17 protein-coding genes and 1 riboswitch are annotated in these 26,279 nt (G+C 46.1%); of the genes, 7 read left to right on the top strand and 10 right to left on the bottom strand.

Annotated elements, in window-relative coordinates:
• Positions 1-30: 30 nt before the first annotated feature.
• Entirely contained in the window at positions 31-162 is a 132-nt protein-coding gene (locus L1D55_RS27565; protein ID WP_004737586.1) for a hypothetical protein, read from the bottom strand.
• A gap of 302 nt (positions 163-464) precedes the next feature.
• A complete protein-coding gene (gene mltF, locus L1D55_RS05735; RefSeq protein WP_239916801.1) occupies positions 465-2,033 on the bottom strand; it encodes a membrane-bound lytic murein transglycosylase MltF in 1,569 nt (522 codons plus the stop codon).
• Positions 2,034-2,362: 329 nt separating this feature from the next.
• Here mltF and purL point away from each other — a divergent pair, with 329 nt between their 5' ends.
• On the top strand, positions 2,363-6,259 hold the full coding sequence (gene purL, locus L1D55_RS05730; protein WP_239916800.1) for a phosphoribosylformylglycinamidine synthase: 3,897 nt from the start codon (positions 2,363-2,365) through the stop codon (positions 6,257-6,259).
• A 245-nt stretch (positions 6,260-6,504) separates the two neighbouring features.
• Positions 6,505-7,038 (top strand): DUF3332 domain-containing protein, encoded by a 534-nt coding sequence (locus L1D55_RS05725; RefSeq protein ID WP_019823893.1) that lies wholly within the window; start codon positions 6,505-6,507, stop codon positions 7,036-7,038.
• A gap of 76 nt (positions 7,039-7,114) precedes the next feature.
• On the opposite strand, the gene dapD is transcribed toward L1D55_RS05725, so the two are convergent.
• The 6 genes from dapD to L1D55_RS05695 all read right to left on the bottom strand — a co-directional run bounded on the left by dapD (position 7,115) and on the right by L1D55_RS05695 (position 12,659).
• The gene (gene dapD / locus L1D55_RS05720) at positions 7,115-8,146 is read right to left on the bottom strand and encodes a 2,3,4,5-tetrahydropyridine-2,6-dicarboxylate N-succinyltransferase (RefSeq protein WP_239916798.1); all 1,032 of its coding nucleotides are present in this window, start codon (positions 8,144-8,146) and stop codon (positions 7,115-7,117) included.
• A 256-nt stretch (positions 8,147-8,402) separates the two neighbouring features.
• Entirely contained in the window at positions 8,403-9,044 is a 642-nt protein-coding gene (locus L1D55_RS05715) for a MarC family protein (protein ID WP_004737591.1), read from the bottom strand.
• A 199-nt stretch (positions 9,045-9,243) separates the two neighbouring features.
• Positions 9,244-10,233 carry a GGGtGRT protein gene (locus tag L1D55_RS05710; RefSeq protein ID WP_239916879.1) on the bottom strand — a complete coding sequence of 330 codons (990 nt, stop codon included), beginning with the start codon at positions 10,231-10,233 and terminating at the stop codon, positions 9,244-9,246.
• 24 nt (positions 10,234-10,257) lie between these two features.
• Positions 10,258-10,950: an iron-sulfur cluster assembly scaffold protein gene (locus L1D55_RS05705; RefSeq protein WP_239916796.1), complete on the bottom strand. Its 693-nt coding sequence runs from the start codon at positions 10,948-10,950 to the stop codon at positions 10,258-10,260.
• Between the two features lie 192 nt (positions 10,951-11,142).
• A riboswitch (Fluoride riboswitch) is annotated at positions 11,143-11,226 on the bottom strand.
• 154 nt (positions 11,227-11,380) lie between these two features.
• Positions 11,381-11,674, bottom strand: a complete 294-nt coding sequence (locus L1D55_RS05700) for a YebG family protein (protein WP_008223840.1) — start codon at positions 11,672-11,674, stop codon at positions 11,381-11,383.
• An 88-nt stretch (positions 11,675-11,762) separates the two neighbouring features.
• A complete protein-coding gene (locus L1D55_RS05695) occupies positions 11,763-12,659 on the bottom strand; it encodes a LysR family transcriptional regulator (protein ID WP_008223843.1) in 897 nt (298 codons plus the stop codon).
• 205 nt (positions 12,660-12,864) lie between these two features.
• Between L1D55_RS05695 and L1D55_RS05690 the strand changes: the two genes are divergently transcribed.
• The 4 genes from L1D55_RS05690 to recD all read left to right on the top strand — a co-directional run bounded on the left by L1D55_RS05690 (position 12,865) and on the right by recD (position 23,711).
• On the top strand, positions 12,865-13,815 hold the full coding sequence (locus L1D55_RS05690) for a TDT family transporter (RefSeq protein WP_128162692.1): 951 nt from the start codon (positions 12,865-12,867) through the stop codon (positions 13,813-13,815).
• 127 nt (positions 13,816-13,942) lie between these two features.
• Complete coding sequence (gene recC, locus L1D55_RS05685) at positions 13,943-17,419, top strand: exodeoxyribonuclease V subunit gamma (RefSeq protein WP_239916794.1); 3,477 nt, start codon at positions 13,943-13,945, stop codon at positions 17,417-17,419.
• A 407-nt stretch (positions 17,420-17,826) separates the two neighbouring features.
• On the top strand, positions 17,827-21,501 hold the full coding sequence (recB, locus tag L1D55_RS05680) for an exodeoxyribonuclease V subunit beta (RefSeq protein ID WP_239916793.1): 3,675 nt from the start codon (positions 17,827-17,829) through the stop codon (positions 21,499-21,501).
• Entirely contained in the window at positions 21,501-23,711 is a 2,211-nt protein-coding gene (gene recD / locus L1D55_RS05675; protein ID WP_239916792.1) for an exodeoxyribonuclease V subunit alpha, read from the top strand. Before recB ends, recD begins: the two co-directional genes overlap by 1 nt.
• A gap of 52 nt (positions 23,712-23,763) precedes the next feature.
• On the opposite strand, the gene L1D55_RS05670 is transcribed toward recD, so the two are convergent.
• Both L1D55_RS05670 and argA read right to left on the bottom strand, forming a co-directional pair.
• A complete protein-coding gene (locus L1D55_RS05670) occupies positions 23,764-23,955 on the bottom strand; it encodes a hypothetical protein (RefSeq protein ID WP_008223046.1) in 192 nt (63 codons plus the stop codon).
• A 294-nt stretch (positions 23,956-24,249) separates the two neighbouring features.
• Entirely contained in the window at positions 24,250-25,587 is a 1,338-nt protein-coding gene (argA, locus tag L1D55_RS05665; protein ID WP_239916791.1) for an amino-acid N-acetyltransferase, read from the bottom strand.
• A 161-nt stretch (positions 25,588-25,748) separates the two neighbouring features.
• On the opposite strand from argA, the gene L1D55_RS05660 reads away from it, so the two are divergent.
• Entirely contained in the window at positions 25,749-26,222 is a 474-nt protein-coding gene (locus tag L1D55_RS05660) for a DUF2850 domain-containing protein (RefSeq protein WP_239916878.1), read from the top strand.
• Positions 26,223-26,279 lie beyond the last annotated feature (57 nt).

Here is a 26,279-nt window from a genome sequence, read left to right as displayed (position 1 = left end):
AGTGCCAGACAAATTTATTGGCCTTAGTGTTTACTCGGCAAGCATCTGCATGAAAGCACGGTTGCGCCAAATGATCTTCTTCTTATTATTTGAAAGCATACGCTTACGACGGTTTGCAGCAACTGTCTTATCAAGGCGTTTCGATTTCAGTTTCTTCATCATTTCAATGATTTCCTATTGGTCGTCTGACTGTGTCGTTTGGACTAACGATTTAATTATAGTGTGATTCGTCTGTTTGTTCTGTCGCGCAGAGGCTGACTTAGAAGAGCAACTCTATTCTTAAGCCTTTAACTTCGGCCAATGGCCAAGTGCAACAGAACGATAATCTTGATTGTGGTGTGTCGTTATAAGGTGCGATTGTTACTGTAATATGACACTGCCTTTTATCCACACCACTCCTTTGTGTAAGCGATAGCAAGCGCAATAAAAAAGAGCAATACTGGAAGGTATTGCTCTTTTGGTTTCTATTTCGAAGACTCAGAACCGCTAACTGTTGATTCTGCAGCGCTGATGCTAGATTCAGCCCCAGAAGTCTCTAAAGGTGGAATAACGATCAATCCTTCCAGACTCTCTTCTTGTTCTTTATTACGTTTATTAACATGGCCGATGATGCTTTGGTAATAACGGCGAATGTTCTCTACGTAGTTTCTTGCTTCATCACCACGAGCATAACCATAGCGAGTTTGGCTGTAGTATTTCTTCTGTCTTAGTAGAGGTAGCCTGTCTTTTACATCACCCCAAGCATCAGGATCTCCGCCTTGTGCTTTGGTTAAGCGGCGTGCGTCCATCATGTGTCCGTAACCGACGTTGTATGAAGCAAGCGCAAACCAGATCTTTTCGTGTTGCGTGATTGAATCTGGTACTCGGTTCACGATACGACGCAGGTATTCAACACCACCTTGTACCGACTGTTTAGGGTCGAGACGGTTGGTCACACCAACGCTCTTCGCTGTCGGCAGTGTCAGCATCATCATGCCACGAACACCGGTTGGTGAGCGTGCGACTGGGTTCCAGTGTGACTCTTGATAAGCAAGTGCAGCAATCAAGCGCCAGTCAAACTCTTGCGAATACTTCTGAAACAGTGGTGACCATTTTGGTAGCTTGCTGTCTAGCGCACGGATAAAGGCACGAGTATCAACGTAATCAAAAGTGCCAATATGACCGATGTACTTTTCTTCTAGCGAAGCAAGTTCACCAGACTGTTTTAGGTTGCCGAAGAACTCAATCAGCAATGCGTAAAGGCTTTCATCTTCAGACTTCTCTAAGTACCAAGAGATAGGTTGGTCTTCAGTGAGCTCAAACGCCAATGCTACGTCTGGGTATAAACGTTGTGCCAGCGACAGTTCGATAGAGTCTGCAACCGTAAATAAGCGTTCGCCTGTTGATACTTCTTTTAGCAGATCATTGATATCAGCATTACCAACTGCATCGTAGATGAAGTCCTGGTGCGTGTTCTGTAATTGCTTAAGTGTTGGTTCGAAGTGCGAGTCTTTGACCACAACTAAAGAGGGCGTCAGAGTCTCGTTAGGTGACGCGTCTTCTGATTCAGCTTGCGCTTTGATGAATTCAGCCTGGCGGTCGTTTTCAAACTTGATAAGTTGAGCTAGGTTTCTTGGGCGCCATTGGCCTTTTTTGTACACCACCTGTTGGCTTACATAGTAATAAGCAGGCGCTGCACGATAAGCACGTGTCAGTTTGTTGTTTTGCGTTAACCCAGTAGCGATAAGGTCGATCTCGCCTTTCTTTAAAGCAGGGAATAGGCCGGATAGACGGTAAGCCGGTTTAACCTCAAGCTTAACCCCTAGCTCTTGTGCAAACTCACGAGCCAATTCGTAATCGAGACCAGCAGGGCCATCAGGACCAATGTAATAAGAGAGTTGGTTATTCAGAGTACCGACACGAAGCACGCCACGCTCTCGTATCTGCTCGAGGACATTTTTAGGCTCAGACTCAATCTGGCATGCGGTTAGCCCAAACAGAGCGATAACCAGCAGAAAGAACTTAGACGAAAAGATGAGAGAAAATTTAGGCATCAAAATGAAATCTCGAAAAGTGGAAGCCCCTTTATACCAAACCCCGCCAGACTGGCAAAGCAGGTTTCATTAAACAGATGTAAAAGTGGTGATAAATGCAGCAAAACCACCATTTACTCAGAAACATGAAAAAAATCACGCAAACGGTTGCTTTTGGTGTTACGTCACAAAAAAAAATGCTTTATAATGCGCTCGCATTGAAGAGGTGGAATCGGCATAGGTTTTTAAACCTTCGGGAATAGCTTCGAAGAAAACAGTTAGGTTTTTCCTTTAACCCACTGAATTTATTCCAATATCACCTTAATCAACTGCATAAGAGACCTAAGCACATGAGAATTTTGCGTGGCTCCCCAGCTCTATCTGAGTTTCGTGTTAACAAGCTTTTAGAGCTTTGTCGTGAATTAAGCTTACCTGTAACAGGTATTTACGCTGAGTTTGCCCACTTTGCTGATTTAACAGCAGACCTAGACGCGTCTGAAGTTGAGAAGCTAGAAAAGCTACTGACTTACGGTCCAACGATTGAAGAGCATGAACCTGAAGGTTTACTGCTGCTTGCTACTCCTCGTCCAGGTACTATTTCTCCTTGGTCTTCAAAATCTACTGATATCGCACATAACTGTGGTCTAGCGAAAGTATCTCGCCTAGAGCGCGGTACGGCTTTCTACATTGAAACGTCTTCTGAACTTTCTGAGCTTCAACTTGTTGAACTGAAAGCGATTCTTTACGACCGTATGATGGAAGTGGTATTCACTGACTTCGAATCAGCAGCAGCACTGTTCACCGTTGCAGAACCAGCACCTTATACGGAAGTTGATCTTCTTACTGGCGGCCGTAAAGCGCTTGAAGAAGCAAACGTTACCCTAGGTCTTGCTCTTGCAGAAGATGAGATTGATTACCTACTTGAAAGCTTTGTAACTAAGCTTGAACGTAACCCGACTGACATCGAGCTAATGATGTTTGCACAAGCGAACTCAGAGCACTGTCGTCATAAGATCTTCAACGCTGACTGGACTATCGACGGCGTGAAGCAAGAAAAATCATTGTTCAAGATGATTAAGAATACGTTTGAAGTGACTCCTGATAACGTACTTTCTGCATACAAAGATAACGCAGCTGTTATGACGGGCTCTGAAGTAGGTCGCTTCTTCCCAGATCCTGAAACTCGCCAGTACAACTACCACCAAGAGAAAACACACATCTTGATGAAGGTTGAAACGCACAACCACCCAACGGCTATCTCTCCATGGCCGGGCGCATCAACAGGTTCAGGCGGTGAAATCCGTGATGAAGGCGCAACAGGTATCGGTGGTAAGCCAAAAGCTGGTCTTGTAGCGTTCTCTGTATCTAACCTTAAGATCCCGAACTTCGTTCAACCTTGGGAAACTGACTTTGGTAAACCAAGCCGTATCGTTACTGCATTGGATATCATGCTTGAAGGTCCTCTTGGCGGCGCGGCATTCAACAACGAATTTGGTCGTCCAAACCTACTAGGCTACTTCCGTACTTACGAAGAGAAAGTAAATTCTCACGCAGGTGAAGAAGTACGTGGTTACCACAAGCCGATAATGCTGGCTGGTGGTCTTGGTAACATCCGTGACGAGCACGTTCAGAAGAAAGAGATCCCAGTAGGTGCAAGCCTAATCGTTCTGGGTGGTCCTGCGATGAACATCGGCCTTGGTGGCGGTGCAGCATCTTCAATGGATTCGGGTTCTTCTTCTGAAGATCTTGATTTCGCTTCGGTACAACGTGAAAACCCAGAGATGGAACGTCGTTGTCAGGAAGTTATCGACCGTTGTTGGCAACTAGGTGATGCGAACCCTATCGCATTCATTCATGATGTGGGCGCGGGCGGTATCTCAAATGCACTTCCTGAGCTAGTAGACGATGGTGAACGTGGCGGTATCTTCAACCTACGTGACGTGCCAAACGATGAGCCGGGCATGAGCCCACTTGAGATCTGGTGTAACGAATCTCAAGAGCGTTACGTAATGGCGGTTGCAGACAAAGACATGGCAACGTTCGACGCTATTTGTAAGCGTGAACGTGCACCATACGCTGTGGTTGGTAAAGCTACTGAAGAGCGTGAACTTAAACTTGAAGATTCACACTTCGACAACACGCCAATCGACATGCCGATGGACATCCTATTAGGTAAAACACCTAAGATGCACCGTGATGCGAAAACGCTAAAAGCGAACAACCCAGCGATTGACCGCTCTGGTATCGAAATGAACGAAGCGGTTGACCGTGTTCTTCGCCTACCAACTGTCGCAGAGAAAACATTCCTTATCACTATCGGTGACCGCTCGGTAACTGGCCTTGTTGCTCGTGACCAAATGGTTGGCCCATGGCAGGTTCCTGTTGCTAACTGTGCAGTAACCGCAGCAAGTTACGATTCTTACCATGGTGAAGCGATGTCTCTTGGTGAGCGCACGCCAGTGGCACTGCTAGACTTCGGCGCATCGGCTCGCCTAGCAGTTGGTGAAGCAATCACAAACATTGCAGCGACTAACATCGGCGATATCAAACACATTAAACTGTCGGCTAACTGGATGTCTCCAGCGGGTCACCCTGGTGAAGATGCAGGTCTTTACGAAGCGGTGAAAGCAGTCGGTGAAGAGCTATGTCCAGCACTGGGTCTAACTATCCCTGTGGGTAAAGACTCAATGTCGATGAAGACGAAGTGGGAAGAGAACGGCGAGCAGAAAGAAGTAACTTCTCCGCTATCTCTAGTTATCACTGCATTTGCTCGTGTTGAAGATGTTCGTAAGACAATTACGCCTCAGCTTCGCACTGACAAAGGCGCTTCAAGCTTAGTACTTATCGACCTAGGTAACGGCAAAAACCGTCTAGGTGCAACGGCACTAGCGCAAGTTTACAAGCAGCTTGGTGATAAGCCAGCAGACGTAGACAACGCAGTACAACTGAAAGGTTTCTACGAAGGTGTTCAAGCACTGGTTGCTAACGACCAAGTAGTGGCTTACCACGATAAAGGCGATGGTGGTCTATTCGTTACTCTTGCTGAAATGGCGTTCGCAGGTCACTGTGGTGTTAATGCAAACATCGAAGCACTAGGTGAAGACGCACTAGCTGCACTATTCAACGAAGAGCTAGGTGCGGTAATCCAAGTTCGCAACGATGACCTAGACGCAGTTCTTTCTACGCTTGCAGCAAACGGTCTAGAAGCGTGTTCACACGTGATTGGTTCTGTTGAAGCTTCTGATGAGTTAGTGATTAAGTCTGGTGAGTCTGTAGTGATTGAACGTAACCGTACTGAACTGCGTACTATCTGGGCGGAGACAACGCACAAGATGCAAGGTCTACGTGATAACCCAGCATGTGCCGACCAAGAGCACGAAGCGAAGAAAGACAACTCAGACCCAGGTCTAAACGTGAAACTGAGCTTCGATGTTAACGAAGATATCGCTGCACCTTTCATCAACACTGGCGCTAAGCCTAAGATGGCGATTCTACGTGAGCAGGGAGTTAACTCTCACGTTGAAATGGCAGCAGCATTCGACCGTGCAGGTTTCGAAGCAACTGATATTCACATGAGCGACATCCTTACTGGTCAAGCGGTACTTGATGAGTACAACGGCCTTGTAGCATGTGGTGGCTTCTCTTACGGTGACGTACTAGGCGCTGGTGAAGGTTGGGCTAAGTCAGTTCTGTTTAACGACTCGACTCGTGAGCAATTTGAAAACTTCTTCAAGCGTGAAGATACCTTCTCTCTAGGTGTATGTAACGGTTGTCAGATGCTGTCTAACCTACGCGAACTTATCCCAGGTGCAGAGTACTGGCCACGTTTCGTTCGCAACGAATCTGAGCGTTTTGAAGCACGTTTCAGTCTAGTTGAAGTTCAGAAATCTGATTCTGTATTCTTCAACGGCATGGAAGGTTCTCGCATGCCTATCGCTGTTTCTCACGGTGAAGGCCGCGTAGAAGTACGTGACAACGACCACCTAAACGCGATTGAAAACTCAGGTACGGTTGCTCTACGTTACGTTGACAACCACGGTAACCCAACGCAGCAATACCCGAATAACCCGAACGGTTCGCCAAACGCTATCACAGGTTTAACAACGACGGATGGCCGTGTGACTATCATGATGCCTCACCCAGAACGTGTATTCCGCACAGTGGCTAACTCTTGGTCTCCAGAAGGTTGGGGCGAGAACGGTGCTTGGATGCGTATGTTCCAAAACGCACGTAAGAACGTGGGTTAATCATGCCGCGTTAATCTAGATTAGATTAAGCAAAAATTAAAAGCGCAGATCGAAAGGTCTGCGCTTTTTTTTGTGAATTTTTTTGGAACCAGAGTGATAAATTGAGGTTTGCTGTTCTAAAAATCTCCACTACGCTAAATGTTATGGAATCAATTTGTTAGGCGAATAATGTCTGTTTTTATGCAGTGGGATATTCGTTCGTCTGTGCAAAAACTGAATCAATCATCGTGGCATAAGAGGGAACTATGAAAACAACAATCACAAAAGCCGTTGCAGTGGCAGCGATTGTCATGTCGTTAGCTGGGTGTGTAGGTAGTAACGCTGTGACTGGGAAATTAATGAAGTTTAACGTCGAGGTAGTGGATAACCGTTATGCTCGTGCGGGCGTCAACTTCTTGCTTGCTCCGGTTTACGCATTGACTACTGCAGCCGATTACATTGTATTTAACTCGATTGAATTCTGGGCAGGTAAAAACCCACTTACTGGCGCGCCTCACATCTTCGATAGCAAAGTCGACACTATGATCGATGTGAATGACAGCCTAGACGATTCATTAAAAGAAGCACCACTAGGCTTCAACAATCGCCAGATCGAATGGGGTGAAATGCAGCAAATCGATGAAAACACGATTCGCATGGACATCACTTACAACGATGGTCAGAAAGCTGTACTACTGGGTGTTCGCGATGGCGATAAGGTCAGCTACTACATGGATGGCACACTAGTATCTGAAACCTCTATCCAGGCTCTAGAGCAGTTAGCCGCTGAGAAAGTGTAACGTCTTTCATTATCTACAGATAAAAGAAAAGCCGCTGGATTTAACCCCAGCGGCTTCGTATTTTCTAGCATCTAGATTAGTTGTTGCTGTGTAGTTCGCTGTTTAGTTCAACAGCAGACTTGTTCGCTAGACACTCAATTTGACCGGTGATTGAGTTGCGACGGAATAGCAGATCAGAAACACCAGCTAGGTCGCGAGCTTTAATGATTTCTACTTCGTTGCCTTCTTTATCTAGCATGCGAACTTTCGTACCAGCCGTTACATATAGACCAGACTCAACAGTACAGCGGTCGCCCATTGGGAAACCAAGACCCGCGTTTGCGCCTAGTAGGCAGTTTTCGCCGATAGAGATAACCATAGTACCGCCACCAGACAGAGTACCCATGATAGAAGCGCCGCCGCCGATGTCTGAACCGTTACCTACAACAACACCTGCAGAGATACGACCTTCAACCATGCTTACGCCTGTTGTACCAGCGTTGAAGTTGATGAAACCTTCGTGCATAACCGTTGTACCTTCACCCACATGTGCGCCAAGACGAACACGAGAAGTGTCAGCAATACGAATACCTGTTGGTACCACGTAATCAACCATCTTAGGGAATTTGTCTACGCAATCTACAGACAGAGTACGACCTGCAAGGCGAGCTTCGATTTGACGCTCAGCCAGCTCAGGAAGATCGATTGGACCTTCGTTAGTCCATGCGATGTTGTGCAGTAGACCGAAGATGCCGTCTAGTACTGTACCGTGTGGTTGAACTAGACGGTTAGAGATAAGTTGTAGCTTAAGGAAGCCTTCAGCAACAGATGCTGGCTTCTCGTCAGTCGCAAGAACAACAAGAACGAGTGGCTGTTCAGATGCTGCTGCTTTTTCTGCGAAAGATGCGTTTGCTGCGTCATCGTTTGCTGCGAATGCTTTCGCTAGTTCTGCGCTTTGTGCAGCAGAGATTTCGATAGCTTGGTTGCCTTCAGTGTAACCTGCTACTTCACCAACAGCCGCTACTAGAGCGTCGCTTGGGTTTAGAAGTGGGCTAGGGAAGAACGCTTCAATGATTTTATTGTCGCGGTTTTTGATTGCCGTACCGAAGGCTAGTGAAAAGAAAGCCATGTTGAATCTCCATGTGTTGAGTCTTGATTTTGCTATTTCATAACAGCGGCTCGAATAACCAGCGCTGCCGTTAGCAAAGTTAATTTAATTGCGTTCATCATAAAGAGAGCGCCCTCGTTATGAAAGGGCGCATCGGGATAAAGTCTGTAAAATGATATTGCTTGTCTTTTGAGAGATATTTTTCTGCAATGAGAAAACGCTGCAGATCTATACAAATTGGCGGGTATATCAGTCAATATTCCCTTTGAATGACCATTTAAACAAACAGTGCTTTATGGGCTTGCTCGATCCCTTCAATCAACATCTGCATACCGATAACAGCCAGTATCAAACCCATCATTCGAGTAATCACGTTCAGTGCGCTTGGCCCTACCGCTTTCACGAAGCGTTCGCCAAACACAAACAATACGTAAGTTAAGGTACACAACAGACCAAACGCGATGATGGTGATGACGGTTTCATAGATGCCCTCAGTGCTGGCAAAGTTCATCGCGGTGGCAATGGTCCCTGGGCCAGCCAGTATCGGCATGGCCAGTGGTGATACAGCGATACTAAGCGCTGCGTCTTGCTGGGCGTCTGAGTTGACCTTCTCTTTCGCTTTCGAGTGTGTCGATTCACCTTGTAACATGTGAAAGCCAATCAAGAAGACTAAAATACCGCCTGTGATGCGCAGGGCATAAAGTGTGATACCAAAAAGGTCGAAGATCAGCTTGCCAGAAATGGCAAACGTACTGACGATGATAAATGCGATAAACACTGAGCGAAACGCAATCGACTTAACTGTCTCCCTGTCGTTGTCGCCTGTTAAACCAAGGAAGATCGGCGTGTTAGCGATAGGGTTCATGATGGCGAAAAAGCCCATGAACACTGTGATGGTATGAATGATGAGCTCTTTCATATTATTCCTTTAAAAATATGCAGTTAAATACATGTGTTGAATAAGAATAGATACTAGAGCAAGTGTGAATAAAAAACAGCCAGCATAGGGCTGGCTGTATAGTTTTAGTGATGGGAGTAGAGTTTTGATTGTGTGTTGGTGTCGATTTTTCAACTAACGCCTCGGCTCGAGGCGCTAAATGCTGACAATCACTTATTCATTATGCGGTTTGAGACTCGCTTACCACGACAGCCAGTGCAACCGTAGCACCGACCATTGGGTTGTTACCCATGCCAATGAAACCCATCATAGCAACGTGAGCAGGAACTGATGAGCTACCTGCAAACTGAGCGTCTGCGTGCATTCTGCCCATGGTATCTGTCATGCCGTAAGACGCAGGGCCTGCCGCTACGTTGTCTGGGTGCAATGTACGACCTGTACCACCGCCTGAAGCGACTGAGAAGTAAGGTAGACCTTGGCGAGTACGCTCTGCTTTGTAGATACCCGCAACAGGGTGTTGGAAGCGTGTTGGGTTGGTTGAGTTACCCGTAATGCTCACATCCACCTCTTCTCTGTGCATGATTGCTACACCTTCACGAACATCATCGGCGCCGTAGCATAGGATCTCTCCACGAGGGCCATTTGAGAAACGGCGACGTTCTGTTTCAACGAGTTCACCGGTTTGGTAGTCGTACTGAGTGCGCACGTAAGTGAAGCCATTGATGCGTGAGATTAAGTAAGCCGCATCTTTACCTAAACCATTTAGGATAACTTTTAATGGATTTTTACGTGATTTATTGACGTTCAATGCGATTTTGATTGCACCTTCAGCTGCCGCAAATGACTCGTGACCTGCAAGAAAAGCAAAGCAGTGGCTCTCTTCATTCAGAAGACGAGCAGCAAGCGCACCATGACCAATACCCACTTGACGTTGCTCGGCAACACTACCGGGTTTTGTGAATGCTTGAAGGCCTTCACCAATGATATTGGCTGCTTGTTCTGCGTTGCTTGCTTTGCGAAATAGTGCCAAGGCTGTACCTAAGGTGTATGCATCAGCTGCGCTTTCAAAAGCAATTGGTTGAGTGTCCATCACCAAAGTTTTTGGGTCGACATTGTGGGCTTTACAGTATTGCTCTGCTTGCGCCAAAGAGTCGAAGTTCATTTCTGCCAAAGCGCGAGTTACTGATTCATTAAGTTGAGTGTTCATAATATCTTTCCTCTAAATTGGCAAAAATTACTGTTGGCGTGGGTTAATCGTGGTCACGGCTTCGTCGAAGCGACCATAAGTCCCTGTAGCAAGATCGGCCGCTTCATTGGCTGGCACACCTTGATTAATCGCCTTCATCATTTTTCCGAGGTTAAGATACTCGTAACCAATCACTTCGCTGTGGTCATCAAGTGCAAGCTTGGTTACGTAACCTTCTGCGAGTTCTAGGTAACGGACGCCCTTTGCTGCGGTTGAGTAGCTGGTACCAACTTGGCTGCGCTGGGTTTGACCTAAGTCTTCCAATGCAGAGCCGATTTCTAGGCCACCTTCAGAGAAAGCAGATTGAGTTCGACCGTAAACAAACTGCAGGAAGATTTCGCGCATCGCGACGTTAATCGCGTCACACACTAAGTCAGTATTAAGCGCTTCTAGAATGGTTTTTCCGGTAAGGATTTCAGCGGCCATCGCGGCAGATTGCGTCATGCCTGAGCAGCCGATAGTCTCGATGAGTGCTTCTTCGATGATGCCGTTTTTCACGTTAAGAGTCAGTTTTGCCGCACCTTGTTGTGGTGCACAAGTGCCAACACCGTGGCTTAAACCTGAGATAGCGATAACATCTTTTGGACTAACCATGGCACCTTCAACTGGGATTGGAGCCGAGTTGTGAAGATCACCCCTTTGAATAGGGCACATGGATTGAATTTCTGAAGAGTAATGCATAATGTTTTCTCACTAATAAAGTCGTATTGACCTAGGGCGTTGAGAAAACAGGACGTGTTGGAAGAGGTGCGGCTAATTCACTACAGATCTTGAGTATCGATAATCCAAAGGAGTAATGAACCTGGTCTTAATAGACACAGCCCATTTCAAAATGGAGGAGTAGCGATACATCCAACAGTATTACCTGTTTTCGATTCTGTAGGAGTCATTAGCACGGTTCAAAAGAACGGGCGGTTGAAGCAAAAGCTTAGGTGGAACCCCATCACCTGATGGCTATAGATTAGATCTTTATCACACTTTTTTGCAAGCGAATGTTTAGAGCGATTTCGACTATAAACAAGCATCATTATATTTCGATAAGTATAAAAAAACGCCAATGACTGACTCTGATTAGAGGTGTCATTGGCGTTTTTTAGAAAGCTTCAGCTAATTAAGCTGCATCTTCTTCTGCGTCTTCAACCGCTTCAAGCTTCTTCGCTTTTTTCGGAGCTGGTTTACGCTTCGCACCTAATGCGTAAAGAACTTCTTCTTTGTTCTTAGCTAGGTACATTGCAAGTTCTTCTTGCTTGCCTTCATCTTCAACTAAATCGCTTTTGCCTAACAGTTCAAAAAGCTCATCAGCCATATCCAGCATTTTGTCGTATGCGTCAGCTTCGGCTTTAGAGGTAAAAGTCATTTTCTCTTCTCCGTTGCGTTCCACCACGTACTTGACGATAACAGCCATGGTTAATCCTCTAAGTTTGATAAATTTTACTGGCTTTTTATACAGTTTCTGAGGCTGAAAGTCCAGTTGGAGCCCGCACTATGCGGCCTCAATCTTGATGTGTCGCCCAGTCTTCACAATAACTCATGAAAGATTTCAGTAACGGGCTTTGGTATTTGTCTTTGTGGACCAGCATCCAGAATCGACGTTTCATATCGAGTGGCACATTAAGCGCTTTTACTCGACCTGAATCGATCGCCCTTTGAGCAGCTAAACGAGACAAACACGCAAAGCCAAGACCGGCAGAAACAGAGTTGATGATCGCTTCTGTGGTGTTGAGCTCAAAAGACTCATACCAGTGCTCGATGCGTGGTGCGACAGCGCGCAGGAAAAACTCACGGGTACCAGAACCTGACTCACGCAATATCCAATGGCTGTTCTCTAGATCTTGTAGTGCAATTTGCTCTTTTGCTACCAGAGGGTGTTGATTACTAACGATAATACACATCTCATCGCTACTAAACTGGCTTGAGATTAACTCCGGATGGAGTGTTTTTCCTTCAATTAACGCGATATCCAGTTCATAATCCACCAACTTTTGACAGATCAGGGCACTGTTTGAAATGAACAAGCTTTGGTCTTGGTGCTGAGTTTTTTCTCGAAAGCCAGACAAAATAAAAGGCGCAACCTGATTACCAATCGTGTCACTCGCACCAACCTTAAGATTGCCACTTAATGGCTGGTCGTCGCGGAATAGAACATCGATGCCTGCAGCCCGATGAAGAATCTCATCAGCTAAAGGAAGCAGCTTGTGCCCTTCTTGATTGAGAATTAATCGGTTGTTAACCCGGTCAAATAGAGAATGGCCTAGCTGTTTTTCCATTTCACCGAGTGCCATGCTAACCGCGGCTTTAGAGAGAAACAGAGCTTCCGATGCGGCGGTAAGTGTCGAATGCTGGGTAATGGTGACAAACACTTTGAGTTGTTTGATTGAGATATTAGCCATCAGGTTCCTAGTTTTACGCTGCTGGTGGAATGGGTTGTTCAGTATTGGTGAACGCTTGTTATATATAATTGGATATTACTTAACGAAGTGCAAGCGTATTATGGCTTCAACAAGCTGATGAGTTCACAAGTTTAGTGAATCAAGTTCAAGAGAGGCTCACATGATTCAACGTATTAAATATAGATTAACAGGAGCTCCAACACCCATGGCAGGGTTAGCACTAGCAATTGCAAGTTTAGGCTGGTGTTGGGATGGCGTTTTAGTCGCACAAGGTATTTTGCACACCCCAGGCTTAGTGCAATGGATCAGTGCTGGCATCGCGGCGGTATTACTTCTTGTTTTAGCTGTGAAGTTTCTGATTCATGGCCATCTATTGCGTGAAGATCTTGCTCACCCTGTCGTGGGTAGTGTGGTTCCAACATTTGCGATGGGCTGCATGGTGGTATCAGCATCTTTAGCGCCGATTTCTCAATTCTTACAAGAGGCGATGTGGCTAGCGGCGGTTGCTTTACATGTTGTGTTCTTAGTGAGCTTTTTGTACCACAGAGCAAAACAGTTTGAGATTCACCACATGGTGCCAAGCTGGTTTGTGCCACCAATCGGTATCATTGTGGCAGACGTTTCTTTCTCTGGTAATCCGGTTTTGGAGCCTGTAGCGAACGCGACTTTGGTATTCGGTTTATTGGTTTACGCAGTAATGCTACCAATGATGGTTTACCGCTTGATCTTCTCTCACGAAGTGCCAGATGCTGCAAAACCAACGATTGCGATTATGGCGGCACCTGCAAGCCTATCTCTGGCGGGTTACCTAACCGTGACAGCGAGCCCTTCGCCAGTGATCATTGGTCTGCTATTTGGTATTGCGGTGTTGATGACGTTTATTATCTATGCAGCGTTCTTCAAACTACTTCGTCTACCATTTAGCCCTGGCTATGCAGCGTTTACTTTCCCAATCGTGATTGGTGCAACAGCCCTATTTAAATTGGCTGCGTGGATGCAAGCACAAGGCATCGAGGCGCATTACATTAACCAAGTATTTAACCTAGCTTATCTAGAACTGATTGTTGCAACCTTGGTAGTAGGTTATGTGGCTGTTCGTTACTACATGAACTACAAACCTCATCGTGTTTTGGGTGCGGTAGCCGGTAGATTGTAAAGGGCAATAGTTCAAAAGATAAACGGACCTTAAGCTTTCGGTATTTCATAAGCTTATATTCCTAATCCAAACTCAGCACTTATGCTAATCTGGCAGTATATTGTGGCAAGATTAGCGTGAGTGCACTTTGTTTACTGTTTACCATTCCAATAAAGTTGATACTTTAAAAATTCTTCTCGTTCACTTAATCAAAAGTGACCCTTTAGCCAATCCTTTCGAAAAAGAGCAGATCTTGGTTCAGAGCCCGGGTATGTCTCAATGGCTTAAGATGGAACTCGCCAAAGAGTTTGGTGTAGCAGCAAATATCGATTTTCCTCTTCCAGCAACCTTCATTTGGGATATGTTCACCCAAGTGCTTCCTGACGTACCGAAACGCAGTGCTTTTAATAAAGAAGCGATGACGTGGAAGCTAATGAGTTTGCTACCTGCGAAGCTTGACCACCCTGATTTCTTACCCCTACAGCGCTATCTTGAAAACGATGAAGACGGCTCTAAGTTATATCAATTAGCCGAGAAAATTGCTGATATCTTCGATGGTTACTTGGTATATCGTCCTGAGTGGATGGCGATGTGGGAAGCGGGAGAGCCCGTTGCAGAATTGATTGATAGTGAAGGGCAGCAAGAGCACCCTTGGCAGCCAATTTTGTGGAAGGCACTCTACGAGCAAACACTGTCTCAAGGCCAGTCAAAATATCACCGTGGTAACTTGTATCACGACTTCATTGAAGCGTTAGCTAATCAACAAGGGCAATCACAACACCTGCCGAAACGTCTGTTTGTGTTTGGTATTTCGTCACTGCCTCCTCGCTACATGGATGCCTTGAAAGCGCTTGGCGAGCAGATTGATGTTCACCTGATGTTTACTAACCCTTGCCAACATTACTGGGGTGACATCCGCGACCGTAAATACTTGGCAAGAGTGGAAGCGCAGCGTCGTAAGCAGTTTGCTCTGGTTGATGGTTTGCCTCAGCTTGAAGGCGAAGTCTCGCCACTGAAAGATGGTATTGAAGCCAATGTCGAAGATGAGCTGCATACTAGCCAAGCAGTAGGCAATAGCTTACTCGCTTCTATGGGCAAGCTAGGCAGAGATAATTTGTTCTTGCTGTCTCAATCAGACAGTGAAGAGCATGAATTCTTTATTGATATCGAGAGAGACAGCCTGCTGCATCAACTGCAAGCCGATATTCTTGAGTTAGAAGAACACCAAGACGATCACATCTTAGATTCAAGTAGCCATAAACAAGTGGTTGAGCTGGGCGATCGTTCATTGACAGTACATGCTTGTCACAGCCCAATGCGTGAGGTTGAAGTTCTTCATGATCAGCTGTTAGCAATGTTTGACGCTGACCCGACATTAAAACCACGCGACATCATCGTGATGGTGGCAGATATCAATGCCTACAGCCCTGCGATTCAGGCGGTATTTGGTAATGCTCCGGGCGAGCGTTATATCCCTTACTCGATCTCGGATAGAACGGCAGACCAAGAGAGCCCGATTCTGACCGCGTTCATGCAGCTGGTCGCGCTACCGAACACGCGTTGTTTAGCGTCTGAGTTGTTAGAGCTACTGGAAATCCCAGCAATGATGGCACGCTTTGGTATTGATGAATTTCAATTTGAGCAAGCTAAGCAGTGGGTTGAAGAAGCAGGTATCCGTTGGGGTGTCGATTCTTCTACCGCAACCGAGTTTGATTTGCCTGCCACGGAGCAAAATACCTGGCTGTTTGGTATCCAGCGTATGCTACTGGGCTACGCGATGTCGGATTCTGCAGGTTTGTTTGAAACTGAACACTCTCCAATTGCAGCTTATAACGAAGTTCAAGGCATTAACGCCGAACTTGCTGGTAAGTTAGCGCACTTTATTGATCGTATTGCCCATTACCGTCAACGTCTTGCTAAGACGCAATCCATCGATATATGGCGTGAAACCTTGCTGCAAATGATTGATGATTTCTTCGCCGTTGAGCTAGAAGGCGAGGTGGTGCTTAAGTCGATTCGTGATGCACTTTCTCAACTGAATGAACAGCTTGATGATGCCTTGTACGAGCAAGAGCTATCGCCAAGCATCATCTATCAGTACTTAAACAATAAACTGTCAGGCGCGCGTATCAGTCAGCGTTTCTTAGCGGGGCAAGTGAACTTCTGTACCCTGATGCCGATGCGTTCTATCCCGTTCAAAACTGTTTGTCTATTAGGTATGAATGATGGGGTTTACCCTCGCTCAATGCCACCAGAAGGGTTTGATTTGATGAATGGGCGCACTCGTCCCGGTGACCGTTCTCGTCGTGATGATGACCGTTACCTATTTTTAGAGGCGATGTTGTCGTCGCAAGAATGTTTATATATCAGCTATGTTGGTCGTTCGATTCAAGATAATACTGAGCGAGTGCCGTCGGTATTGGTTTCAGAGTTGATTGAGTACTGTCAGCAAAACTACTGCCTAAGTGAAGATCAAGCGCTACCAAGTGATGATTCTGGTATCAAGCTGACTCAAGCGATCAGCTTTGAACACACCATGACGCCGTTCAGTCCGGCAGCTTTTACACAAGGTGATGCAAGCCATGTATTGAGCTACGCCAAAGAGTGGCTTCCTGCGGCTAACCGTTCCGGTGAACGCAGTGGGGAATTCAATCGCGCGTTGGATGACTATTTGCTTGGTGCGACTTATCCGTTAGAACTCGATTTGGTTGAGCTACAGCGTTTCTGGCGCTTGCCAGTGCAATACTTCTTTAATCGCCGCTTAAAAGTAGTGTTTGAGCCACCGCTTCCGGTAATGGAAGACGACGAGCCGTTCGTGCTTAATGGCTTGGAGAGCTTCCAGCTTAAGGATGCTCTGCTGCAAGTGCTGCTGGATAATCCTGAAGGGGCAGATGAAGCGGTTAGCCTGTTTGTTTCTGAACAAAAGGCACAAGGTCGCTTACCGGTTGGTGCTTTTGGTGATATCGAGTTTGAAACCAACCGTGTTCAAGCGGAAGATTTAGCCAAAGAGATTCGATTTGTAAGTGGGCAGCCACAGCAAGATCTCGAGGTAAATATTGAATTTGACGTGCTAGGCGAGGGTAAACCGGTTCGTTTGATGGGTTGGCTGACTCAAAATTATCAATCAGGCTTAGTACGCTTCCGTAGCGGTAAAATTCGTTCGCAAGACTACTTGGCTGCATGGATTGATCACTTGTGTTGCGCAGTGATGGAGCACGGCAAAACGACTCATATTATTGGCTACGACAGAAAAGAAGGTGTGGTACACCAAACGCTACAACCTATCGGCGATGCGCAGCAGGCGAAGGGTTTATTGGCAGAGTTGGTGCGATTGTTTTATCAAGGTATGACTGCACCATTGCCGTATTTCCCGAAAACCGCCTTGGCCGGCGTTGAAGCGGGCTTTAGCCGTGGTAAATGGGTCGATGATGAAGAGAAGTCGCTCAAGAAAATGGCCGATACTTTTAATGACAGCTTCGCTTTCACTGGCGAGGGTCGAGATACCTACATCTCACGTATTTGGCCTAAGTGGGATGATGAGCTGGCTGCTGAGTCACGTATGTATTCAACGCTTGTATTGCAGGCGGCAAGGTTGGCTGCTGCCGATCTGGAAGAGCAGGAGTAAGTGGCTGTGATCGACAAGATCAGTAGCGGATGCGCAGAGTCAATGAAAGGCGAAAGAGAGTCGCTGGTAAGCATTTGGGGTGCTTGCTTTCAGTGTGAAAGGAATCAAGGGAAGAGAAGCAAGGTACAGGAAATAAAGTGGCCGCCAGTAAATCATTATTAGTGTAGGGCGTTCGCTGTACGGCCACAGGTCAGAGGGACCATTATTCTGTGGTTCTAAGTAGGCAATGAGTATAAAACTCGAATCGCGCTCCTGAACTCGTGGGCGCATAGTAGCGAGGCGATCCGAATTGATCCGTGAGAGAGATCGCACTAACTATTAACAAATAAGCGTAGGACGTAAATTGAATGACGTTTTCCACGCTAGGTCACATTTGTAACAACATATTTATCAGAAGGCAGTAAGGCATGACGACCACAAGCAGTGTTCAGGTAATTGCTCCACAGACACTCAATACCATGACATTTCCACTTCATGGCGCGCGTTTAATTGAAGCATCGGCGGGTACAGGTAAAACATTTACCATCGCTGGCTTGTACTTACGCCTACTGCTCGGACACGGCACGGCAGCACCACAAGGTGAGCTTACAGAAGCTACCCGACATCACGAGCCGCTCACTGTAGATCAAATCCTGGTCGTGACTTTTACCGAAGCAGCAACCGCAGAGCTACGTGACCGTATCCGTGCTCGAATCCATGATGCTCGCATTGCGTTTTCTCGCGGGCAAAGTGCCGACCCAGTGATTGCTCCTTTGTTGCAAGAGATCGAAGACCATGCTGGCGCTGCGAAAACACTGCTCAATGCCGAAAGGCAAATGGACGAAGCGGCGGTCTACACCATTCACGGCTTCTGTCAGCGAATGTTGACTCAAAATGCCTTCGAGTCTGGCAGCCGATTTGATAATGAGTTTGTGACTGATGAAAGCCATCTCAAAGCGCAAGTGGTTGCCGACTATTGGCGTAAGCAGTTTTACCCGTTGCCTATTCAGCTAGCTGGTGAGGTTCGTAATATCTGGGGTTCACCGGCTGCATTATTAGCAGACGTCAATCGTTATCTGACGGGCTCTCCATTGAAGCTAACCGTCGATGCGATGTCAGGTGATTTGCAAACTCTACACAATCAGAACCTCGATAAAGTGAAGCAGCTCAAAGCGCTGTGGTGTGAGTCTGAAGCGGACTTTTTGGCTTTGATCTCAGGTTCAGATGTGAACAAACGTAGCTACACCAAGAAGTCTCTGCCGACATGGTTAGAAGCGGTGACAGCATGGGCGCAGAGCGACACTCATGATTATCAATATCCAGACAAGTTAGAGAAGTTCTCTCAAGCCACGTTAATTGAAAAAACACCGAAAGGCACTGCACCTCAGCACGCTGTTTTCGAAGCGATTGAAGATTTCTTAAATCACCCAGCTGATTTGAAGGCTCCGTTATTGGCGCACGCGATTACCCATTGTCGAACTATGTTAGCCAAAGCAAAACAGCAGAAGCAGTGGTTATCATTTGATGATCTACTGACTCAGTTATCTGCGTCGATTGATGTCGATGAACAATCCTTGCTGGTGGAAAGAATTCGCACACTCTACCCGGTTGCGATGATCGATGAATTCCAAGATACCGATCCACTGCAATACAGTATTTTTAGCCGAATCTATCTCGATAATCCGCAGTGCGGCTTGTTTATGATCGGTGACCCGAAGCAGGCTATTTACGGCTTCCGTGGCGCAGATATCTTTACCTATATCAAAGCGAGAAACCAAGTTAGTGCTCACTACACCTTAGGCACTAACTGGCGTTCAAGTGCCGATATGGTCAGCGCAGTAAACCAAGTGTTTATGAATTCGGATAGTCCGTTTATTTATGATCAAGACATTCCATTCTTACCCGTTGCTGCTAGTCCATCGGCTGATAAGCGCCAATGGGTTATGAATGGTGAGACTCAGCATGCACTCACCTTTTGGCTACAAGAGGCTGAAGACAAGCCGTTGCCAAAAGGCGAATATCACAAGGCAATGGCTGAGGCGACGGCGAGTCAAATTCAAACCATTCTGACCGCTTCTCAAAACCAGCAAGCCTATTTTGATAACGGCAAAAAACAACATGTCGTGAATGCGGGTGATATTGCTGTCTTGGTTCGAACCGGCAGTGAAGGTCGTCTGATCAAGAACGCGCTGTCTGAACAAGGCATTGCAAGTGTGTATTTGTCTAACAGAGACAGTGTATTTACCAGTTTGGTTGCGCAAGATCTTCAACGTCTGCTGCAAGCTGTGCTGACGCCCGAAAACGACCGTGCATTGCGAGCGAGTCTAGCCTCCGAGTTGTTTGCTCTGGATGCCGCATCATTGGATGAACTCAATAACGATGAAGTAGTGTGGGAAAATGTGGTTAATGAGTTTCGTGAGTATCGTAAGTTGTGGCTACAGCGTGGCGTGCTACCAATGTTGCGCAGTGTGATCAGCAAGCGACATCTCGCGGAACGCTTGCTGGAAGAAGAAAATGGTGAGCGCTCACTTACCGATTTAATGCACATAGGCGAATTGCTGCAACAGGCAAGGCAAGAGCTTGATAGCGACTATGGTTTGTTGCGTTGGTTGGCAGAAGCGATTTCCGATGCTCAAAATGGTTTAGGCGGCACTGAAGATGACATTCAACGTCTTGAATCAGAAAGAAATTTAGTTCAAATCGTTACCATTCATAAGTCGAAAGGTTTGGAGTATGACTTAGTATTCCTGCCATTTGTTGCGAGTTACCGAGAGGCGAGCGAAGGCAAATTCTACGACCATGATTCAGACACCACAGTACTGGATATTACCGGTAGTGACAGTGCCTTAGCCCAAGCCGATAAAGAGCGGCTAGCGGAAGACCTGCGTTTGATTTATGTAGCGCTGACTCGTGCGGTTTATGGCTGTTTCATTGGCATGGCGCCACTGCGCAAAGGGCGTTCAACTAAAGAGCCGACCGGCGTGCATTTGAGTGCGATGGGTTATTTGGTTCAAAACGGACAAGAGCAGGGGATTGCCGAATTGCATCAGGCTCTTGCAACCATTGAGGGCAAGAGCTCCAGTGTGTTGTTAGCCGAAACACCAACCGCGCATGAGCAAGTGTTTGTACAAACAGAGCAAGTGAGTGAAGACTTACATGCTAACGAGTTAAAGGCTTCAATCGACAGGGCTTGGCGTATCACCAGTTACTCGGGGCTTGTAAAGCAAGGTAGTCACGGTGCGAGTCATGACGCGACCATTGAGGTGTCTGGTTTTGATATTGATTCGGCTGATGAACAGGATGAATCTGAGTTGATTGAACCTGAACGCTCTATCTTTACGTTCCCTCGTGGTGCTCGCCCAGGCACTTTCTTGCACACATTGTTTGAGGAGGTTGAGTTTACCGAGCCAGCAACCAGCGAACACAACACGCAAGTAATCACTCACTTATTAGAGTCAGAGCAGTACGAATTAGAGTGGTTACCTGTGCTTCAGCAACTGGTCGATACGGTGTTGAACACCGCATTGGATGGCAAGAACTTAAAACTAAGCGAGAAAGATTCAACACAACGCTTAGTTGAGATGGAGTTTTTACTACCAATCGAAGTACTGGCCGCATCTGAACTGAATCAAACCATTCAATATCATGATCCGTTATCAGCGAAAGCGGGTGACCTAGGTTTCCAAACCGTGCAAGGCATGCTGAAAGGTTTCATCGATTTGGTGTTCGAGCATCAAGGTAAATACTATGTACTCGACTGGAAATCGAATCACTTAGGAGATGATGTTGCCGTCTACCATAGTGAAGCATTGAAATCGGCGATGGCCGACCACCGCTATGATTTGCAATATCAGATCTATGCATTGGCGTTGCACCGTTTCTTACGTAGTCGTGTTGCCAATTACAGCTACGAACAACATTTTGGCGGCGTGTACTACTTGTTCCTACGTGGAATGGACGGCCAATCTCAACAAGGTATTTTTTCTGCGAAACCAACACTGGCTTTACTTGATGAAATGGATCAATTGATTGACGGTAAAGTGATAGACAGACGTTCAGCACAATTGAATGACGATGAAACTGGACAGATGGGGCTCTTATAATGACAACAACGACCACTAATACCAGCATAGATACTGCGAACACAGCAAAGCCAGTTTCACTTATTCCTGAGCAACTCATGGATGTACTCCAGTTTCTTGCGAATAAGGGTTCTATTCGTCAGTTGGATTATCAATTTGCTAGTTTTATTGCTCAGCAAGCCACGAGCTACCCTCAAGAGATCGGCTTTCTTGCTGGTGTAGTGAGCCATGAATTAGGCAAAGGACACATTTGTACTCAGCTGATACAGCAGCACACGACTGGCCACGAACAAACGGCAGATCTAGCCCAGTTACTTGGGTTGTACGGTGAAAATGCTCTGCAATTGAACCAAAAGCTGTTAGGTATTGATTGGGTGACTGTTCTGCAATCATCCAATTTAGTTGGTTCAACCAATGACTGTGTTAAGCCGCTGATGTTTGACGGGCAGCGTGTCTACTTACAGCGTTACTGGAACTACGAGGTGGTGCTGGCAGACACGTTAAACCGTTTAAGTAAGCCAGTAGAGTTTAATATTGAACAGAAAAAGGCGTTGACGGAAACACTCAATCAGCTCTTTGCACGCAGTTATCATTTTCTGTTTAACGCCTTAGCCAAGGCTGAAGCAAATCAGCAGACGTCTCAGGTACTGCGCCAACAGCTGGTGTGTGATCATCTTGATATTGTCGATGAGCAATCTCTGAATTGGGGCGCAATTGACCAAGCGATCGTCCAAGCTAAGCAGGTAACAGACTTAGATGTTCTAGATAGCTTAGTACCGCTATCGGCATGTTTGAATTGGCAAAAAGTGGCAGCAGCGGTAGCGCTAAGTCGTCGCTTTGCTGTGATCTCTGGTGGACCGGGTACCGGTAAGACAACCACGGTAACCAAGTTGTTGTCGGCGATGGTCGAGCAATCACTAAGCCAAGGCAAAACACCAACGATTAAGCTCGTTGCACCAACGGGTAAAGCGGCGGCGCGTTTAACTGAATCAATTGGTAAAGCGATTGAGCAACTGCCTTTAGCGCCTGAAGTAAAAGCAAACATACCAACGGAATCGAGCACTTTGCACCGCTTACTTGGCGCGATTCCCAACCGTGCTGAGTTTAGACACAACCGACGTAATCCACTTCACCTTGATATCTTGGTGGTGGATGAAGCGTCGATGGTCGACCTGTCGATGATGTATAAGCTGGTGGATGCGCTCCCTGAACACGCAAGGCTTATCTTGTTGGGAGATAAAGACCAACTGGCTTCCGTTGAGGCAGGTGCTGTTCTCGGTGATATCTGTTCTTTCAATTCAGCAGGTTATAGCAATGCGCAAGGCAACTTGATTGCGGAGATGACAGGTTTTGATGCGATAGCCCATACACAGCATGCAAAAGCGGGAGCTGTTAACCCTCCGGCGATTGCAGATAGTTTGTGTATGCTGCAGAAGAGTTACCGTTTCGATGCGCGTTCTGGTATTGGTCAGTTGGCAAAAGCAATCAATAACGGCTCTGCGAATCAAGTAGACCAAGTGTTTGCCAAAGGGTTTGGCGATATCGAAAATCATCCTCTATCGAGCGACAGCTATAACTTGATGCTGCGTACCTTAGTTAATGAGTATGGCGCGTATCTCAATCGAATGAATGTGCCGTTAGAAGAATTAGAAACCCAAGAAGCGAGAGCTAAATCGGTACTCGATTTGTTCAGCCAATGCCGACTACTGTGCTCTATTCGTGAAGGTGATTTTGGTGTTAATGGCCTCAACCACAGAATTGAAAGAGCGCTTGCCGCAAGGCGTTTAGTGAATCCACATAATGATGAATTGTGGTATCACGGGCGACCAGTGATGGTAACGCGTAACGATCATGGCTTGGGTTTATATAATGGTGATATTGGTATCTGCATGCTTGAATCGGATTCAAGCCAACCTGACTCAACCCCTCGTTTGAAGGTATATTTTGAATTACCTGATGGCAATGTGAAAGCGGTACTACCAAGTCGAGTGCCTGAGCATGAAACGGCTTATGCGATGACAATTCATAAATCTCAAGGTAGTGAATTTGATTTAACCTTAATGATTCTGCCACCAGATTTCAGCCCAATCTTGACTCGAGAGCTTATTTACACGGGGATTACGCGTGCGAAGAAACGACTGATGATGTTCAGTGATACGAATGTATTGAAGCGTGGGATTAAGGTGAAAACAGAGCGAGTGAGTGGTTTAGGAAGTCGCTTAACCAACTAGAGATAATTGAGGCATATGTACAAAGCAACCATCCCTGGTTGCTTTGAGCGTACTAGGAATCAGTGCCTAAAAACGCTCGAGTAAACGATATGTGGTTTATCTTGTATTTTGCTTGGCAATTCAAAATAAACTCTTTTAGATTTTCGCTCACAGGGAACACGCAGTGTACGTCTAGCCCTTCTAAGAATTGGTTATCAGCCATATCCCAAAAACTTTGCAGCGAGTTACAAACAATGGTTCTCATATCAATGTTGCTCTTTTTGCTGTTTATATCAACGATCAGAGCATCAAGCGCCTGCTGATCGTTAACGGGTATAGCAATCCGTGCAGTAACCACGTCGATTTACTCTAATGATTTGTGTCATAGGGCGGTCGAGGTGGTCATTCCAATAAAAACATTTGTTATTTTGTTAAAGCGACCAAATTCTAAACAATTTTGTTTGTGAGTTAAAGTGCATACCTAATAAATCTCATATAGAAAACGATTACATTTGCAATTATTTTTCCTTTGAAGTGAGATTCTAGTCCAAAACTTTATTTACACATTTAATGCTAGGATTTTTGAGTTACGTTGATAGTTGTATAGGCCCTGTTTTTCCATCGGTAGCTCATCAACTCCAATCTCGTAAAACCCTTGTTCACGGAACCAATGCAGGCTATGTGTAGTTAAAACGAAAATTTGGTCGATATCACGAGACTTCGATTGATGACGCATATAATCCAGTAATATTTGTCCGCGGTTGCCATCACGATAATCAGGATGAATAGCCACACAAGCCATCTCCGCCATATGATCTTCCGGGTATGCGTAAAGCGCTGCACAACCGATAATCAGTCCATCTTTTTCAATAATGGTAAATCGGTGGATCTCTTGTTCTAATTGCTCTCTTGAGCGGCGTACTAAGATGCCTTGCTCTTCAAGAGGGCGAATAAGGTCAAAGATGCCGCCAATGTCGTCAATCTGAGCTTGTCTTACTTGCTCGGCACTCGCCATCACCACTTGGGTTCCAATACCGTCGAAAGAGAACAGTTCTTGGATCAGGGCGCCATCCACTTTGTAGCTTATTAAGTGGCAACGAGGTACGCCTGCACGACAAGCGGAAATTGCTCCTTTTAGAAAGCGCATGGTCCCGGTGCTCATGTCTTCAACTGGATTCTGATCTTCAGTTAAGCGTTCGAGAATATGTTTAGCATCTTTAGGAAACAGCTCGGCGAGCACATTGCCGTTTTGATCTGTTACCCCTTGCTCAGAGCAAAAACCAATGAGCTTGTCGGCTTTTAAACGAATCGCTACTTGAGTCGCGACTTCTTCAGAGAGTAGGTTAAAGCTTTCGCCCGTAACGGAGCTGGCAATAGGGCCAAGCAACACGATAGAACCTTGGTCGAGTGTGCGATTAATCCCTTCGATATCGATTCGACGAATACGTCCGCTATGGCAATAGTCGGTGCCATCATCCACCCCCAGTGGTTGTGCTGTAATGAAGTTGCCACTCATCACGTTAAGTTGAGTGCCCGCCATTGGTGTGTTGTTTAAGCTCATTGAAAGGCGAGCGGTGATGGCAAGTTGAAGCTGTCCAGCAGCCTGCATAGCCACACACAGAGCATATTCATCGGTGACTCTAATGTTCTTATGATAGGGCGTGTGGCAATCTTGTTTCGCCAGCAGCTGGTTGATCTGTGGTCTTGCACCGTGAACGAGAACAATCTTTACTCCAAGACTGTGGAGCAGAGCGATGTCACTAATTATGTTACCAAAGTTCTTATCGGCAACGGCTTCGCCTCCCAGCATTATGACCATGGTTTTGCCACGGTGTGCATTAACATAGGGGGTAGATTGTCTAAAGCCTTTTACTAGCGCTGTACTTCTTAGTTTCACAGAACAAGTCCAATTTGTTTATTTATTCGATAATTTAGCATTTAAATTCAAATTTAAACAACATCTTTTTGGAATAAAGCGCAAACAATTCTCATCTAGGCTTCATTATATAAAGTGTCTCAGTGTAGAATGCGCACAGCATCTTCATGAGTAGTAACCGAATGCCACAAGCTTCAACACAAAAGAATAAAATCGATGAGATTACTAAAGGCCTCTACAGTGAGGCTGAGCAGCGCAATCAATCTCCATTGAAGCGCAAGATCATAGAGCGTTGCCTGATGGTGCTGGCTCTGGTCGGTTCGTTTGCTGTCGTATCGCTTTATGGTGATGTCATCACTCGTTTGCAGGAGGCTGCAACGCCCAATTATTTGCTATATGGCACTTGGATTGAGCAAGATGTGGCCCATTATGCGACGGATGAGTTTGTGTTGAATGCCAATGGAGTGTCTGTCGCTGGATCGATTATCGCGACCAGTTTTGAATTTGACGGCAACTACTTCGAGTATAAAGCGGGAGATAAGACGTACCGCTTCCGAATGACCAATTCTGACAACACAGAAATGACGCTGGATTCAGAGAGTCATTACAATCCCGTCTTTCGTTTAAAAGGTCATACTGATAACTCCGTCCGATAGGTTATCTTCTTGTAAACTCTTACAAACTAAGATTGTGTTATCTGATCGTTTTTGTCA

The organism is Vibrio sp. Isolate22, from assembly GCF_022398115.1.
Classification (GTDB): Bacteria; Pseudomonadota; Gammaproteobacteria; order Enterobacterales; family Vibrionaceae; genus Vibrio.
Note: the sequence above shows the minus strand (reverse complement) of the source record. Positions and strands in the feature narration are given on the sequence as shown.